The 15,988-nt window shown below is 39.2% G+C and carries 13 protein-coding genes; 10 read left to right on the top strand and 3 right to left on the bottom strand.

The window, feature by feature from the left end:
* The first annotated feature begins 456 nt into the window (after window positions 1-456).
* On the top strand, window positions 457-1,719 hold the full coding sequence (gene ltrA, locus CSV60_RS08150; protein ID WP_099636645.1) for a group II intron reverse transcriptase/maturase: 1,263 nt from the start codon (window positions 457-459) through the stop codon (window positions 1,717-1,719).
* Between the two features lie 114 nt (window positions 1,720-1,833).
* Here the strand turns inward: ltrA and resA are convergent, their stop codons facing one another.
* Complete coding sequence (gene resA / locus CSV60_RS08145; RefSeq protein ID WP_099636620.1) at window positions 1,834-2,370, bottom strand: thiol-disulfide oxidoreductase ResA; 537 nt, start codon at window positions 2,368-2,370, stop codon at window positions 1,834-1,836.
* 224 nt (window positions 2,371-2,594) lie between these two features.
* Here resA and CSV60_RS08140 point away from each other — a divergent pair, with 224 nt between their 5' ends.
* From CSV60_RS08140 to lgt, 8 genes are all read left to right on the top strand, one after another.
* Entirely contained in the window at window positions 2,595-3,956 is a 1,362-nt protein-coding gene (locus CSV60_RS08140; RefSeq protein WP_199175258.1) for a HAMP domain-containing sensor histidine kinase, read from the top strand.
* A gap of 18 nt (window positions 3,957-3,974) precedes the next feature.
* On the top strand, window positions 3,975-4,652 hold the full coding sequence (locus CSV60_RS08135) for a response regulator transcription factor (protein WP_099636618.1): 678 nt from the start codon (window positions 3,975-3,977) through the stop codon (window positions 4,650-4,652).
* A 12-nt stretch (window positions 4,653-4,664) separates the two neighbouring features.
* Window positions 4,665-5,585, top strand: coding sequence for a F510_1955 family glycosylhydrolase (locus tag CSV60_RS08130; RefSeq protein ID WP_199175257.1), 921 nt, complete (start codon window positions 4,665-4,667; stop codon window positions 5,583-5,585).
* A 22-nt stretch (window positions 5,586-5,607) separates the two neighbouring features.
* On the top strand, window positions 5,608-6,342 hold the full coding sequence (locus CSV60_RS08125) for an urease accessory protein UreH domain-containing protein (RefSeq protein ID WP_099636617.1): 735 nt from the start codon (window positions 5,608-5,610) through the stop codon (window positions 6,340-6,342).
* A 79-nt stretch (window positions 6,343-6,421) separates the two neighbouring features.
* Complete coding sequence (locus tag CSV60_RS08120; RefSeq protein ID WP_099636616.1) at window positions 6,422-7,132, top strand: cytochrome c biogenesis CcdA family protein; 711 nt, start codon at window positions 6,422-6,424, stop codon at window positions 7,130-7,132.
* Between the two features lie 306 nt (window positions 7,133-7,438).
* Complete coding sequence (gene resB / locus CSV60_RS08115) at window positions 7,439-9,088, top strand: cytochrome c biogenesis protein ResB (RefSeq protein WP_099636615.1); 1,650 nt, start codon at window positions 7,439-7,441, stop codon at window positions 9,086-9,088.
* On the top strand, window positions 9,088-10,278 hold the full coding sequence (ccsB, locus tag CSV60_RS08110) for a c-type cytochrome biogenesis protein CcsB (RefSeq protein WP_099636614.1): 1,191 nt from the start codon (window positions 9,088-9,090) through the stop codon (window positions 10,276-10,278). Before resB ends, ccsB begins: the two co-directional genes overlap by 1 nt.
* A gap of 48 nt (window positions 10,279-10,326) precedes the next feature.
* The gene (lgt, locus tag CSV60_RS08105) at window positions 10,327-11,136 is read left to right on the top strand and encodes a prolipoprotein diacylglyceryl transferase (RefSeq protein WP_099636613.1); all 810 of its coding nucleotides are present in this window, start codon (window positions 10,327-10,329) and stop codon (window positions 11,134-11,136) included.
* A 432-nt stretch (window positions 11,137-11,568) separates the two neighbouring features.
* Here lgt and CSV60_RS08100 read toward each other — a convergent pair whose 3' ends face one another.
* The gene (locus CSV60_RS08100; RefSeq protein WP_233189574.1) at window positions 11,569-12,495 is read right to left on the bottom strand and encodes an endonuclease I family protein; all 927 of its coding nucleotides are present in this window, start codon (window positions 12,493-12,495) and stop codon (window positions 11,569-11,571) included.
* Between the two features lie 251 nt (window positions 12,496-12,746).
* The gene (locus CSV60_RS08095; RefSeq protein WP_099636611.1) at window positions 12,747-14,801 is read right to left on the bottom strand and encodes a copper-translocating P-type ATPase; all 2,055 of its coding nucleotides are present in this window, start codon (window positions 14,799-14,801) and stop codon (window positions 12,747-12,749) included.
* A gap of 217 nt (window positions 14,802-15,018) precedes the next feature.
* Here CSV60_RS08095 and CSV60_RS08090 point away from each other — a divergent pair, with 217 nt between their 5' ends.
* Window positions 15,019-15,942 carry a plastocyanin/azurin family copper-binding protein gene (locus CSV60_RS08090; protein WP_233189573.1) on the top strand — a complete coding sequence of 308 codons (924 nt, stop codon included), beginning with the start codon at window positions 15,019-15,021 and terminating at the stop codon, window positions 15,940-15,942.
* Window positions 15,943-15,988: the final 46 nt, after the last annotated feature.

Here is a 15,988-nt window from a genome sequence, read left to right as displayed (position 1 = left end):
GGAATCTGAAGGAAGCGGGCGGCAAATCTCCGGTCTGAGGAACACGAACTTCATATAAGGCTAGGTACAATTGGGTGAGTTTGCGAAACAAAACAAAGCCCTTTCTGCCGAAGGTTGTATCTAGTAAATGAAGCAGATAGATGGAGGGAAAGACTACGTTCTTACCTGGGGAGGTCTGACTGATACGCCAAGTACACTTGGTAAGCTATTCAGTGATGGATAGTTGAACAGTCAGAAGTCAGCAGAAGCCATAGTACCATTTCTATCTCGAGAAGAATGGGAAGGGCTGAACAATTAAGAGAGAACAACATCTTGGCATTCAGTACACTGTGATGAACACAGATAACCTTACAGGCATACTTGAAGAAGGAAATGGTGAATTCCATGGGGGACTTCAAGATGGTGGAGCAGAGCTGGCATAAGAAGAACGGTTGTTTACGGGAAGAGGCGTATCGAATGTTGATGGAACGAATCGTATCACGGGAGAATCTACTATCTGCCCTCAAACGGGTGGAACGTAATAAAGGTAGTCACGGTGTGGATGAAATGCCTGTACAAAACCTACGAACGCATATCGTACAACACTGGGATTCCATGAAAAGGAAACTTCTAGAGGGAACCTATGAACCGCAACCAGTCCGCAGGGTCGAAATCCCGAAACCTGACGGTGGCGTGCGCCTATTAGGTATCCCTACTGTGATGGATCGATTCATTCAACAAGCTATTGCCCAGGTACTCACTTCTATATATGATCCAACGTTTTCAGACCATAGTTATGGATTTCGTCCAAAACGAAGTGCTCATGATGCGGTCAGAAAAGCGAAAGGGTATTTAACAGAAGGGAACCGGTGGGTAGTCGATATAGACTTAGAGAAATTCTTCGACAAAGTGAACCATGATCGTCTTATGGGAACACTCGCGAAACGAATTGAAGATAAGCGTCTACTGAAGTTAATCCGTAGCTATCTGAAATCAGGCATCATGATAAATGGTGTGGTGACAAATAGTGAAGAAGGTACACCGCAAGGTGGTCCCCTAAGCCCCTTATTATCCAATATAGTTCTAGACGAACTAGACACGGAATTGGAAAGAAGAGGTCACTTATTTGTACGCTATGCAGATGACTGCAATATCTATGTGAAAACAAAGAAAGCAGGATATCGCGTGATGAATTCTGTTCGTTCATTTATTGAAGGAAAACTGAAGTTGAAAGTGAATGGGGACAAGTCCGAAGTAGACCGCCCTTGGAAGAGAAAATTTCTTGGATTTAGCTTTACTAATGGTAAAATCCCGAAGGTTCGAATTGCCAAACAGAGTTTCAAGCGCATGAAGAATAAGATTCGAGGGATTACATCCAGAAAGAAACCTTTTCCCCTAGAGTATCGGATTAAGAAGCTTAATCAATACTTGATGGGGTGGTGCGGATATTTCTCCTTAGCAGATACACCCAGTGTATTTAGTAAATTCGATTCGTGGATAAGAAGAAGATTGCGCATGTGTATATGGAAGAACTGGAAGAAACCCAGTACCAAAGTGAGGAAACTTATGGGATTAGGCGCTCCGAAGGAGAAAGCTTATGAATGGGGAAACACTCGCAAAAGTTACTGGAGAATCTCGAAAAGTCCCATACTACACAGAACCCTCGGGAACTCCTATTGGAGTTCCCGAGGGCTCAAAAGTCTAGTATCTCGTTATGAAACTTTGCGTCATCAATCTTAATTGAACCGCCGTATACCGAACGGTACGTACGGTGGTGTGAGAGGTCGGGAGTTAATCACTCCCTCCTACTCGATTAATACCCCGTGACAATATCTGAATAGATTTATGTCTGTTTTAAATAGGCTTTATTTGCTCCATATATCCTTTAATGTCTTCTTCGGACATTTCGCCTGTTATAATCTTTACAATCTTGCCTTCTGGATTGATAAGGAGAGTAGTGGGAAGCGGTTTAACATTATATGCTTGCATCACACTTTTTGTTGTATCAATTAAAGTAGGGAAAATCATTCCATATTGTTCGGCGAATGTTCGAACTTTCAAGTCAGACTCTGCGATATTGACAGCCAATATTTGAACCCCTTGATCTTTATAAACCTCATATTGTCGACCCATCGCAGGCATTTCCTTTTTACACGGTGCACACCAAGTCCCCCAAAAGTTTAGGAAGACGCCTTGACCTTTATAATCAGAGAGTTGATGGCTTTCACCGTTTAAGTCGACTAACGCGAAATCAGGCGCATCATCTCCAATTTTTAATACATCATGTTTTTCTTTTGTTACGCTATTGTATATTGTAAACACAATAGCACTTGTCAATACGATTAAAACAATTAACCGCATCATGAAACGGCTCTTCTTTTTGTTATTCAACTTCCGGTTGCTCCCTTCGAGTACTTGCAGGATATGAACACTATACCTAGACTGTTTTTATTCACGATTATTATTATACTAAAGATCTATCAAAAAACTATGCAGTCACAAAGCTGCCATGATTGTAGATAGAATCATTTCTTTTCGTCAAATTCAGTCGTTTCTGCATATTTATTTCATAATTGTTCTTTATACTAAATTTCAGGAGAGGGGCGAATGTTCAATTGAACAGAATCTCTACCAAGCTAACTGCTTATTTTTTCATTGCTGTACTAATCATGGAAATATCTCTTATTGGATACCTCCATCAGAATATCATTCATTCACGGATCGACGAGGAGTTCTCTCGATTATTGGCAGTGGGCTCAAATCATCGGGATGTACTTATCGAACATTATTCAGATACAACAATGGAACATATTGTATTGATGGAAAAAGACGGGGATCGGGAAGTCATAATTACAGATAGCCAAGGCGATATCATTCAAAGCTCAAAAGAAAACGAAGAGGTACTGGAAAAATACCTTCCTACAGCAAAAGATATTGATTTGAAGAACGATCAGATTCTAGCTTCGGACTGGGAAGGGTTGCCATATATCATTAGTGCACATCCATATAAAGTAGATTCAAGCCATTCAGGTTATATAATCATGTTTCAAAGTACACGTCCAATTGAACAGTTAGTCGGTAAGTTGAACATGTATTTTGGTTTGGCAGGTGTGACGAGTATAGTCGTTTTACTTATTATTTACGCTGCTCTTTCCAAATTCCTTACACGTCCATTAATCCGAATGAAGGAAGCGACGGAGAAATTGAGCGAAGGAGATTTTGATGTAAGCCTTCCGTTTATTGGGAATGATGAGCTTGGCGAATTGTCAGGTTCTATTCAAAAGCTTGCGAACGACTTGGAGCGATTAAAAACGGAACGTAATGAGTTCTTAGCCTCAATTGCCCATGAATTAAGTACGCCATTGACGTACTTAATCGGCTATTCGAAAGTGGCTATGAGACAAGGGGTAAATGAGAAGGATCGTAAACATTATCTTGAAATTATCGCAGAAGAGTCGGACCGTATGAAAGAACTTGTTAAAAATTTATTGGATTTAGCGAAAATGGATGAAAATACTTTCACAGTATCGAAGGAATATTTTAAGGTATGTCCGTTCTTTGAGGATATCCTCCAGCTTGTTGGACCTTCTTTTAATTTGAAGAAACTGAGCCTAGAGGTAATTTGTGAAGAGGATTTCGAAATCCATGCAGATCCTTTGAGATTAGAGCAAATAATTTTGAACTTACTTGATAATGCTTTGAAATATTCAATAGAGCAATCGGTAGTCACAATAAAGGTTTTCAAGAAAGGGAAGAAAGTAGCCATTTCCGTTGCGGATTTCGGAATCGGAATCCCGTCCGAAGAGACCCCGTTCATTTTCGAAAAACTTTATCGAGTGGAAAAATCACGCTCTCGTTCATCAGGTGGATCAGGTATTGGTCTGGCAATCGTAAAAGAACTTGTCGATGCCCACAATGGAAGCATTGAAGTGGAAAGTAGCCTAGGAAGAGGTAGTACGTTCACCATCATAATATGAGGAGGGTTATACGCCTACATGAGAACAATCTTACTAATTGATGATGAGCAAAGGATGTTAGATCTCATTGAATTATTTCTAATTCCCCATGGCTTCAAATGTATCAAAGAGACAAGTGGACAGAAGGCGCTAGGAATACTTAAGAAGGAGAAAGTTAGTCTTGTACTTTTGGATATTATGATGCCGGAAATGGATGGTTGGGAGGTGTGCGAAAAAATCCGCGAGTTTTCTGATGTCCCTGTCATCATGTTGACGGCTAGGACCGATAAGCTTGATTTGGTAAAAGGACTAGAGAGCGGCGCTGACGATTATATTACAAAACCTTTTGATGAACGAGAATTGTCGGCAAGGGTAAATGCACTGTTGCGCCGTTTTCCCAAGGAAGAAAAAGAGACAGAAATGATTATTTATGGTGACTTTAGGCTAGATAAAGAAACTTATTCATTACAATTTAGGAACTTGAAAGTGCCGCTGAAGCTAAAAGAGTTTTTTATTGTTGAAGCTTTGATCTCACGGCCAACAAAGACTTATACACGGGAACAATTATTACATGCTGCATGGGATTATAACACGTACACGGATATCCGGACAGTGGACTCGCATATACGTAACCTGAGAGATAAATTAAAAACTACCGGATTTCCCATTGATGAATTTTTAAAGACAGTATGGGGAATTGGATATAAGTGGAATTAAAGGAGAAATATCATGATGAAAAAAATGAGAATTGTCGCTGGATTGTTATCACTGCTCATCGTTATCTCGGCTTGTAGCAAAGAAAGTGAACCGTATGCTTTTGAAAAAGTGGAAAATAGTAAATTTGAACACTTACATGGCTTGGGATATATAAATGGGGGGCCAAAAATTGTAATTTCTACTCATGATGGCCTTTATGAATATGATGAAGAAGGTTGGAAAGAAGCAAACAGCGAAAAGCACGATTATATGGGTTTCCAAGCCATACGTGAAGGTTTTTTCTCAAGTGGTCATCCAGAGCCAGGATCTGACTATAAAAATCCACTTGGTCTTGTCAAAAGTACGGATCGGGGTGCTAGCTTTGAACAATTAGCATTCTATGGAGAAATTGATTTTCACTATCTTGCGGCAGGTTATGATTCAAACGCTATCTATGTACTGAATGAAATGCCAACGGAAGAGATGACAGGGGGACTTCATTATACTTTGGATGAAGGAGCCACTTGGAGTGAGGCTTCTATGAATGAATTCAACTCGGAATTCATCTCGAATTTGGCTGCTCATCCATCACAGAAAGAGATGATTGCCATCGGAAGTAAAGATGGTATATTCCTTTCGAGTGACTACGGCGAAAATTTTGCACTTTTTAACGATGCGAAAATGGTTCTAGCTGTAACTTTGACTGAAAATGGTGGGTACTATTCGAGCTATGAAAATGAAACGGTACAACTCCAATCATTCTCATTTGGGAACGATCAAGAAATGTCGATTCAACTTCCCGATGAAAAAATGAGTCCTATCGTTTTTATTGCAGTTAATCCGGAGGATGAAAAAGAGATTGTCATCGCAACGTATAATAATGATATTTTCTTGACAATGGATGAAGGGGCCAATTGGAATACACTTGCTGAAGATAGTGAATTGATGAAATAAGAAAATGGACGGTGCTTACTGAATGTATGGATTGATGTCGAAAATCAGTCAAATAATAACTGAACCCGTTACCATTCTTATAAATTCCTTTGAACAATATCCTCTTGTGGTTGCGCTTCTTTTGGGCTTGATTGGGGCTGTCGCTCCTTGCCAGCTTACAGGCAATATGAGCGCAATTACTTTATATGGAAACCGTACCATTCAAATGAAGAATGACATGGGAGAAATTGTGGCCTTTATTATTGGGAAAGTAGTCGTGTTCAGTTTTCTTGGACTATTCGTATGGTTCTTTGGAGAATCATTCGAAAATTCATTAACAGAATACTTTCCATTGTTCCGTAAAGTGATAGGTCCGCTTATTATCATTACCGGTCTTGTTTTGCTTGGTATCCTTAAGCTAGGATTCCTTCAAAAAATAACGATGCGCATTCCTATGCGTCTACGGAATGGGAAGTTAGGTTCTTTTATGTTGGGCGCAAGTTTTTCGCTTGCCTTCTGTCCAACTATGTTTGTACTTTTTTTCGTTTGGCTTATGCCCTTGGTTGTGACTACTTCCTATGGTCTTGTCTTGCCCGTTGTTTTCGGTGTGGCAACATCGCTTCCGCTCATTGTCCTATTTCTTTTAATATGGCTCTTTGATGCGAAGCGACTCATTATGAAGAAAAGCATGAAGGCAGGAAGAATTGTGCAACGTTTGGCTGGTGCTATCCTTATCATCATAGGAATAGCAGATACCATCACTTATTGGGGAATTTGATCAATAAAGTTTCTTGCACTGGGCAAGCGGGAAATTGTCTACAACTTTTGGGTATTCGGCAGAGAGGAGATTAATATAGATGTTGGCAGATTTGAACTTGTTTCTTGCATTTGGCGCTGGTCTTTTAAATTTTATATCCCCGTGCACACTTCCGTTATATCCAGCTTTTATATCTTATATAACGGGAATGTCACTTGATGAGATGAACACGGATAAAGGGAAGTCTCGGAAAAGTGGAATCCTCCATACGATTGTTTTCCTAGTCGGTTTTTCGGTTATCTTCATTTTTCTCGGTTATAGCTCATCGCTTGTCGGTACGTTTTTTTATCAGTATCAAGATTTACTCCGTCAGATAGGTGCGATTTTTATTGTCATCTTTGGTTTGATGATTTTAGGTTTCTTTACGCCTAAGTTTCTTATGAAGGAGAAGAAATTACAATTTAAGAATCGACCGGCCGGTTATTTTGGCACATTCCTTATAGGACTTGCATTTGCAGCGGGATGGACTCCATGTACTGGACCTATCACGGGAGCTGTTTTCATGATGGCCGCACAAAATCCGGGGTCTGGTATGTGGTATATGCTTGTCTATGTTTTAGGGTTTGCAATTCCATTTTTCCTGCTTTCAATTTTTATCACTCGCGTTAAATGGATCCAAAAATATAGCCGAACAATAACGAAAGTCGGGGGCTACTTAATGATTGCACTCGGTATTCTCCTTTTCTTCGATGGTTTAACCTACATCATTATATGGATTAGCCCATTTTTTGGCGGGTTTATGGGATTCTGATGAAATTAGCTCTAAGGATAATTGGTTTTTATTGCATTATAAAAGGTACAGTCAATTATGTAATAGCTCACATTTTAAGTCCGTCGCATTGTACGGGCTTTTTTCTATGGACTTTTATATATTGCTGAAGGAATTATAAATAAGATGGTCTTGATTAAAGTCGTTCACATACTCGTCTTATGCTTTGCACTAATACTGCATATTTATTATGTAAAATTAAATCCAGGAGAATTTATGGAGTTTTGATGTAATGCTATAAATACTTTAATCCATAAATATTATAAATGATGAAGGAGTCCATTCAAAATGAGCAAAATTACATGCCAATGCGGGCACGAAAATCCATTTGGCGCAGTACTTTGTGAACGGTGTGGAAGACCACAAACAGAAGAAGCGAAAAAAAGTAAGCTTATCGACATGAGATATGAAGGCTCTGCAAGAAGATCACAAACCTATAAAAGATCTATTATCGATAAAATTTGGAACTTTTTCTCTAGCGTTAAGATAGGTGTTAGTATTATTGTTGCTGTTCTAGCAACTTCGGCAATTGGAACACTATTTCCGCAAAAGCTATTTGTTCCGGCAACTACTGAGGTAGATATCTTAGCATATTACGAAAAGCATTATGGTTTTGCAGGAACCCTCTATTATAAACTTGGATTTTATGACATGTACAATAGCTGGTGGTTCATTACGCTAGTTGGAATGCTTGCGATTTCCATCATCATCGCCAGTATTGATAGAGTTGTCCCTTTATACAAATCATTGAAAAAGCAACGCACGAAGCGCCATGTCTCATTCATGAGAAGACAACGGATTTACGGTTTAGGAACAGTTGAAGATACGGATATGTCGATGGCAAAAGCAGAAGAGAAACTAAAAGCGCTTCGTTACAATGTGAAAACGGAAGATGGGGCGATTTTAGCAGAAAGAGGTCGATTTTCAAGGTGGGGTCCATACGTCAACCATACTGGGTTAATCATTTTCCTTCTTGGTGTTCTACTGCGGGGTCTTCCAGGATTTTATGTTGATGAAGCACTATGGCTTCGTGAAGGAGAGACGCGTGCTATCCCTGGTGCGCCGGGATACTATTTAAAGAACAATCAATTCATTCTTGATACTTACTCTAAAGAAGAAGATGCTGTGTTTAGTCAGGCGATAGATCGAGTCGGAACAATCGTGAGTAATTATCAGTCAGATGTCACGTTATATAAAGAAGCAGAAGGCGGGCTTCCAGGTGAGTCCGAACAATTAGAATTAGTCAAAGATTATTCAATCATCGTCAATAAACCACTTAACTTTGATGGTTTTAACGTTTTTCAAATGGATTATCGTCTTGATGAACTTAAATCGATGACTTTCCAACTAACAGAAAAAGCATCGGAGACATCACTTGGGGAATTCACTGTTGACCTTATCAACCCCGAACCGATTTATCATCTAGGAGAAGGTACGTATGTGGAATTGAAGGATTATTATGCGGATTACGATGGTTTTGAAGACGGTAAACCGAAATCAAAGACACCGATACCGAACAACCCTGCATTTTTCTTCAAAATGGTGACACCAGCCAAGCCAGACGGTGAAATGAGTTTTGTTGCGATACGTGAAACCGTTGAAACGGAATTAAATGATTACAAAGCAACGTTTCTCAGTGCTGAAACACGTGATGTTACCGGACTCGTAATCCGTAAAGACAAGACATTATATATTTTACTTCTTGGAGGAATTATTTTTATGATTGGAGTCGCTCAAGGATCTTATTGGAATCATAGGAGAATATGGATTCAAAAAGGTGAAGGCGATGAACTAGTCCTTGCCGGCCATACAAATAAAAACTGGTTTGGGTTAAAAAAGGATCTGGATAAGGTGAAAGATTTTGCAAACTTGCCACTGTACGAAGATAGGCAAGATGCTGAGTCCAGTTCAGATGAAGTGAAAGGGGACAACCTATAATGGAACTTGCGTCTTTAAGTGCTAATTTGCTTCTCGTCTCATTTATTGCTTATCTTGTTGCTACGATGTTTTTTGGTGGGGCGGTAAAAGGTACAAATTCGGAAGCAACCCATCAAAACAACCGATGGGGAAATATTGCGATTGTAATTACAATCATTGGATTCATATCGCATTTGGGATACTTTATTTTACGTTGGATAGCTACGGGACACGGACAGGCACCTGTTAGTAATATGTTTGAGTTTACGACTGCATTTGGAATGATGATTGTTGGGGCGTTCATCTTATTGTTTTTCATTTACAGAACGCCATCGCTTGGCTTGTTCGCGTTGCCACTTGCAGTCATCATCATTGGCTATGCAAGTATGTTTCCGAGGGAACTTTCACCACTCATTCCAGCATTACAAAGTTACTGGTTGACGGTTCATGTTATTACTGCTGCAATCGGTGAAGCGATTCTCGCAATCAGTGCAGTTGCAGGTCTCGTGTTTTTGTTGAAAAATATCGACTTGACGAAAAAGTCAAAACAACGATTCTGGTTGGAATCGGTTATATTCACACTAATTCTTGTTGTTGGTTTCATCTTATCTTCTTCAACATTTGCTGTTATAGGATATGAAGCGAAATTCACCTATATTAATCAAAATGAACAACAAGCACAAATTGTATATAACTATCCTCCGTTATTCGGGATGAATGAGTACGAATCGCTTACGCCAGAAAAAATGACGCCACTTGCGGAAATGCCTGCAATTGTTAATGCGAAGACGCTCACGACATTCGTATGGTCGGTCGCAACGGGCATTGTACTTTATTTGTTGCTTAGACTGATTTTACGTCGTCCAGTTGCAACATTGTTCCAGCCGTTTGCGAAAAAGGCAAATTCTCAAGTTATGGACGAAATTGGTTATCGTTCCGTCTTAATCGGATTCCCAGTTTTCACACTTGGGGCGCTTATTTTCGCAATGATTTGGGCACATGAAGCGTGGTCCAGATTTTGGGGATGGGACCCGAAAGAAGTATGGGCACTTATTACATGGCTATTCTATGCAGCTTATCTTCATCTACGGCTCTCGCGTGGGTGGGAAGGTAAGAAATCAGCGTGGCTTGCGGTTATAGGGTTTATCATCATTATGTTCAACTTAATTGCTGTTAACTTGATTATTGCGGGACTGCATTCATACGCATGACAAAGGCACGCCTTAGATAAATCAAATCGGGAGGAGAGAGGTTGATACATGATTAATCTACTTACAATTAATCCGGTCGCATTTTCACTTGGACCCATAGGGATCCGTTGGTATGGGATTCTAATCGCACTCGGTATAGTCCTTGCATTTATTGTTGTCCAGAAGGAAATGGTGAAACGTGGGCTGCATCAAGATTTTCTGACGGATCTACTTATTTGGGCGATTCCGATTGCAATCATCAGTGCACGGATCTACTATGTCATCTTCTCCTGGGATTATTACAAAGAAAACCCAGGGCAAATCATTCAAATTTGGGAAGGTGGCATCGCTATCCATGGTGCGCTGATCGGTGCATTTATTACGACGTATGTTTATACTAAACGCCGGGGCATTTCTTTCTGGAAAATAGTCGACATTGCTGCTGCTGGGCTTCTGATTGGCCAAATAATCGGCCGTTGGGGCAATTTCATGAACCAAGAAGCGCACGGTGGCCCCGTTTCGGAAAAGTTTCTTGAGACGACAATTATTCCGGATTGGATCATGAATCAAATGACGATTGAAGGCGTAACGTATCATCCGACATTCCTTTATGAATCGCTATGGAACCTTGTGGGGCTTATCATCATTATTTTGTTGCGCAGAGTGAACTTAAAGCGCGGCGAAATGTTCTTGTTTTACCTCGTTTGGTATTCCATTGGGCGGTTCTTCATCGAAGGGATGCGGACGGATAGCTTATATGTCGTCGGTGAACTTCGGGCGGCACAGCTTGTGTCCTTCGTCACAATTGTTTTTGTGATTATCATTTTTATCGTAAGGCGATATATTAAAAAAATAGAACTCACATATCAAGATAAATAAGAGGAGATGCGGAGAAAGGAAACGGTCCAAAATATATTATAGGAAGGGATTAAGGCGACATAGAAATCTGATCAACATTTTGTTAAGTAGTGTGACTTAAAATATCAGTTTTAAATAGTAGACTTGGAATAAAAAAGATACGCATCGGGATAAAGAGAAACTACCCCAATGCGTATTCTATTATTTGAATTAAAGTTTTCACACGCACGCCCAAAATTTTAGGAGTTTAGTATTGATTGCGACAATTACCGTACTTAAAGACATATCGCTCCAATAGCTGGACTTAGAACATCACCGATAGAATATGAAGCAATGGCAGCCTAAGCAATTGCAACGATGGCACAACCAATAGCCTTTTTAGATATACCACATGAAAAATCGGATTTATATGCTCGTGTGTTGATTATATCGGAGGCTTTATAGCTTCATTTGTTATAGAAAACCTATTTTTTTCGCCAAATCAGGAATATCGATGAAAGGATTTCGGTTTCCTTGAATTTCAAAAATAGCTTGATTTCTATGCTTTTCATAATTAGTAACGGGAAATTGCTCATGCCATCGAAATAATAATGGAATATTGATTCTCTTTTTATATCTTTTTACTATTTTTCTAGGGTAACGTAATAAAAAGTAAAGAGTTGCACGAGCGGCGGTACCTTTTCCATGCTCTGGTTCAAAACGCCCCATTTCATACAATCCACAGTGATTGCGAGTCCTTCTTGAGTCTGTTTTTGATTCGAATTCGTAATACGGGAAGTTTGATCGAACACTATTACATTTGGGCTCACAAGTAAATAAATTATGCAAATCCCCTTTCATTGGTTCTCTTGCTTTGAACCAAGATTGGGGAACAACGTGTTCAGCATTAAATTTATGTTGATTTGAAATTTTTTGAACTCGTCTTTTAATATTCTTACTAGAGTCCATTTGACTAATCATGAGTTTTCGATAATGTTCGAACCTTCTTTGAATGGTTGTGAATTCTTCTTCGATAACTTTTTGAGGATTTTTCTGAATTCCGGAGTAAATGCTTTTAAGTTGTCCATTTGGTTGAAGATCTACCCATGGATACAGGTACTGATCTTTACTTATATAATATGGGTACATATTTTTATGAGTTTTCTTTACTAAATTTTGTAATTCCCTAAGTAGTTGGCTAGAGGTTGCAGGATTAGAAGGAATATCACAATAATAATGTTCAATCCAGATGTTATCTAATTTTTCATTATAGTATAATTCAGAATTTGTTTTAATTTTTTGTTGATTTCTTGTTAATTCCACCAACAGTTCCTCTGAATCACAATTCTCCATACATTCTAGTTCATGCAATTGTCTTTGGATTAGTGTGTTTTTCTCCACTATGATCATCCTTTCTTACGTAATAATATCGTTCCAACGATACTGGTAACTTTAATTCACGGGTACTTTTTATGTATGAGTCGCGCAAGTGCCTCGTTCCACTTAATAAGTAAATACTAATAACGTCTTGAATAAGAGGGTATCAGTATTTACTAAAATGTGGGAAACCTGTTTAATAAATTATTGTCGGTAGGATTTGATGACGTTATTTCAATCCAACATTGGTGCTGTATCAAAACAATATTGAATCATTATAGCTTTAGAAGTTTGGCGTTAATTGCGACAATTACCGTACTTAAAGACATTAATACCGCACCAACGGCCGGGCTTAGAACAATTCCTATAGAATATAAAGCACCGGCAGCCAAAGGAATTGCGGCGATATTATAACCAGCAGCCCACCATAGGTTCTGGATCGTTTTACGGTAAGTTGCCCTTGAAAGCTTGATGATATTAACAACATCAAGTGGATTGCTCCTTACTAGAATGACATCTGCTGTTTCGATGGCGACATCCGTCCCTGCTCCTACGGCAATTCCGAGGTCCGCTTTTGCAAGAGCAGGGGCATCGTTAACCCCGTCACCTGTCATAGCGGTTCTTAGGCCTTCAACGGATTGAATCTGCTCGATTTTTTCTAATTTCTCATGCGGAAGAACTTCTGCAATAATTTCTTCCATATTAAGCTTCTTGCCTATATAATGTGCTACTTTCTTATTATCTCCGGTAAGCATGATAGATTTGATATTCATTTTTTTCAGTTGTGCAATTGCGTCCATTGCAGTTTCGCGGACTATATCTGCAAGAGCAATCATTCCAGCAAGTTTTCCTTCAATTAATGTGAAAACGACCGTTTTTCCTTCCGCAGACCACTCATCGAATTGGACATGATCATAATTAAGGTTTAGTCCATTTACATATCCAGGACTGACGACCATAATTTGCTTTCCATTGACAGTTCCCTGTAATCCCTTGCCAGTCAAAGATTGGAATTCTTGCACAGGATGAAGAGGGATTTCCATATCTTCACCCTTTTTTATAACTCCTTTTGCAAGTGGGTGCTGGGATTGGGATTCAACAGCCGCTGCATTTAAAATGACATCTATTTCTGTGAAGCCATTGTAAGTGTAAATATTTGTGACACCAAATTCTCCCTTTGTTAAAGTCCCGGTCTTATCAAAAACAACTGCCTCAATATTACGTGCACCCTCAAATGCTGTTCGATTTCTTATTAGCAACCCATTTTTTGCAGCAAGTGATGTAGAAACTGCCACGACTAGGGGAACAGCTAGACCTAGTGCGTGTGGACAAGCGATGATGAGTACAGTTACCATTCTTTCCATTGCAAATGAAACAGGGTATCCAAGTGAAATCCATATGATAAACGTGAGTATTCCAGCGGCAAGTGCGCCGTAAAACAACCATTTTGCAGCTCGGTTCGCAAGGTCCTGAGCTCTAGACTTGGATTCTTGCGCCTCTTTTACCAAAGTAATTACTTGCGAAAGATAGGATTCACTACCTATCTTCTTAACGGAGATGACAATGGAACCTTCACCGTTAATAGAACCTCCGATTGCTTCGAGACCGGCTTCTTTTTCGACAGGCACTGACTCGCCTGTCAGCATTGATTCATCGATTGTCGATTTACCTTCGAGAATCTCACCATCTACGGGTACTTTTTCTCCGGGTTTTACTAGAACCCGATCTCCGTGTTTTAATTCAGTTACATCGACTTCCGTTACCGTCCCATCTTCCCCGATAAGATGGGCTTCAGATGGCATTAGTTTGGCAAGTTCCTCCAACGCTTTTGAAGCCCCCATGACCGAACGCATTTCAATCCAATGGCCGAGCAGCATAATAACAACAAGCGTTGCGAGTTCCCAGAAAAACTCATTTTCTGCAAAACCGAGCACAGCAGCCGTACTATAAACATATGCCACGGTAATAGCTAGGGAAATTAAAGTCATCATTCCGGGGGTTTTATCTTTAAGTTCGTCTTTGGCCCCCGTCAGAAACGGCCATCCCCCATAAAAGAATAAGAATGTTGACAATGCGAATAAAATGTACAAGTCCCCAGTGAAACGCCAGTCAACATTAAGAAACATTTGAATCATCGGTGACAGAATCAAAATAGGGACGGTCACAATTAAGGAAATATAAAATCGCTTTTTAAAATCCTCTACCATATGTGCGTGGTGATCATGATGATCGTGATGTCCTTCATGAGAATGTGTATCCCTGTGATTATGGTCTCCGTCAGTTCCATGATGATTATCTGGTTCGTGGTGATGATGTGAATGATTTGACATACAATCTACTCCCTTCTAAGTTTATACAATTTTAGTATACCAGTTTAATATGCAGAAATTATGCAAAATTCACTTACCTCCCATATTATGGAACACATAAATATTCCCGCATCTCAGTCATTTAGAATGTTCATATTACATACCCTTATAAGGTATATAACCTTTCGTTGCACTAGGTAAACATAAATATTATATAGCTTAAAAAAGGTGGGGTATGATGGGGAACTATGAATTATTTATATTAGGTTCGCTTGGCTTGTTAACATTTGTCGTCGTTACATTAGCAATAATTTGGAAAAGTAAATTTCGCAAAATGCAAGGAATGGTAATTTCAATGTTCTTTGGGATGAATGTAGGTTTGACTGCTGGCGTTCTATTAGGTGTAACCTATCAAGGGGATTTATATTTTTCAACAATACTATCAGTGGTTATAGGCATACTTGCGGGTGCTTTATGTGGGTTTTGTTTCGGAATCCTCTCTGTGTTAGAAGGAGTAATGGCCGGCTTGATGGGCGGCATGATGGGGGCAATGTTAGGTGAAATGATTAATGTAAGCGAGTCAATCAATTTAATACAAATATTTTTATTTCTATCCATTAGTACAATTTTTGTGATCATCATTTTAAAAACTCCCCAAAAAACTAAAATGAAAAATAAAAGATGGTTATTAAAACCACTCTTGCTTTCATTTTTAATCGCGGTGTATATGATAGCGGGAAATTCATTGGCGGAAGAGAACGGGAAATTAGTGAATTCGAAATTACAACAGAGTGGTCACTCACCGACAATTAATAATACAGAGGAATTTAATCAGAACAGCCAAGTTATTGCGATAGAAACTGCTGAAATGAAGTACTCAAAAAATAAAATTACTGTAGAAAAAAATAAACCAGTCACACTAGCTCTTACAAATCTGGATAATGTTGAGCATGACATTGAAATCCGGACTTCCAACTTTAGCATTATAAAGGAATCCAATCACAATCATGGGGGAAATAAAGATATGTTGCATCTACATGCAGCACCTGAAAAAACGGAGACACTAACATTTACCCTAACTGATTCTGGCATTTATGAATTTTATTGTACGATTCCAGGGCATGAGGAATTAGGGATGATTGGACGATTTATTGTAGCTTAAATACTTTAAGATATCCAAGCTGCATATATTGGTTGACGGAGGGTTG

It is taken from the genome of Sporosarcina sp. P7, assembly GCF_002743425.1.
Lineage (GTDB): Bacteria > Bacillota > Bacilli > Bacillales_A > Planococcaceae > Sporosarcina.
This window is presented reverse-complemented; position numbering and strand designations above follow the sequence as displayed.

What these genes read in the sequence shown, in the direction of transcription:
- ltrA (WP_099636645.1), top strand. Translation starts at nt 457, where the DNA reads ATGTTGATGGAACGAATCGTATCACGGGAGAATCTACTATCTGCCCTC.
- CSV60_RS08135 (WP_099636618.1), top strand. Translation starts at nt 3,975, where the DNA reads ATGAGAACAATCTTACTAATTGATGATGAGCAAAGGATGTTAGATCTC.
- CSV60_RS08130 (WP_199175257.1), top strand. Translation starts at nt 4,665, where the DNA reads ATGATGAAAAAAATGAGAATTGTCGCTGGATTGTTATCACTGCTCATC.
- CSV60_RS08125 (WP_099636617.1), top strand. Translation starts at nt 5,608, where the DNA reads ATGTATGGATTGATGTCGAAAATCAGTCAAATAATAACTGAACCCGTT.
- CSV60_RS08120 (WP_099636616.1), top strand. Translation starts at nt 6,422, where the DNA reads ATGTTGGCAGATTTGAACTTGTTTCTTGCATTTGGCGCTGGTCTTTTA.
- resB (WP_099636615.1), top strand. Translation starts at nt 7,439, where the DNA reads ATGAGCAAAATTACATGCCAATGCGGGCACGAAAATCCATTTGGCGCA.
- ccsB (WP_099636614.1), top strand. Translation starts at nt 9,088, where the DNA reads ATGGAACTTGCGTCTTTAAGTGCTAATTTGCTTCTCGTCTCATTTATT.
- lgt (WP_099636613.1), top strand. Translation starts at nt 10,327, where the DNA reads ATGATTAATCTACTTACAATTAATCCGGTCGCATTTTCACTTGGACCC.
- CSV60_RS08095 (WP_099636611.1), bottom strand. Translation starts at nt 14,801, where the DNA reads ATGTCAAATCATTCACATCATCACCACGAACCAGATAATCATCATGGA.
- CSV60_RS08090 (WP_233189573.1), top strand. Translation starts at nt 15,019, where the DNA reads ATGGGGAACTATGAATTATTTATATTAGGTTCGCTTGGCTTGTTAACA.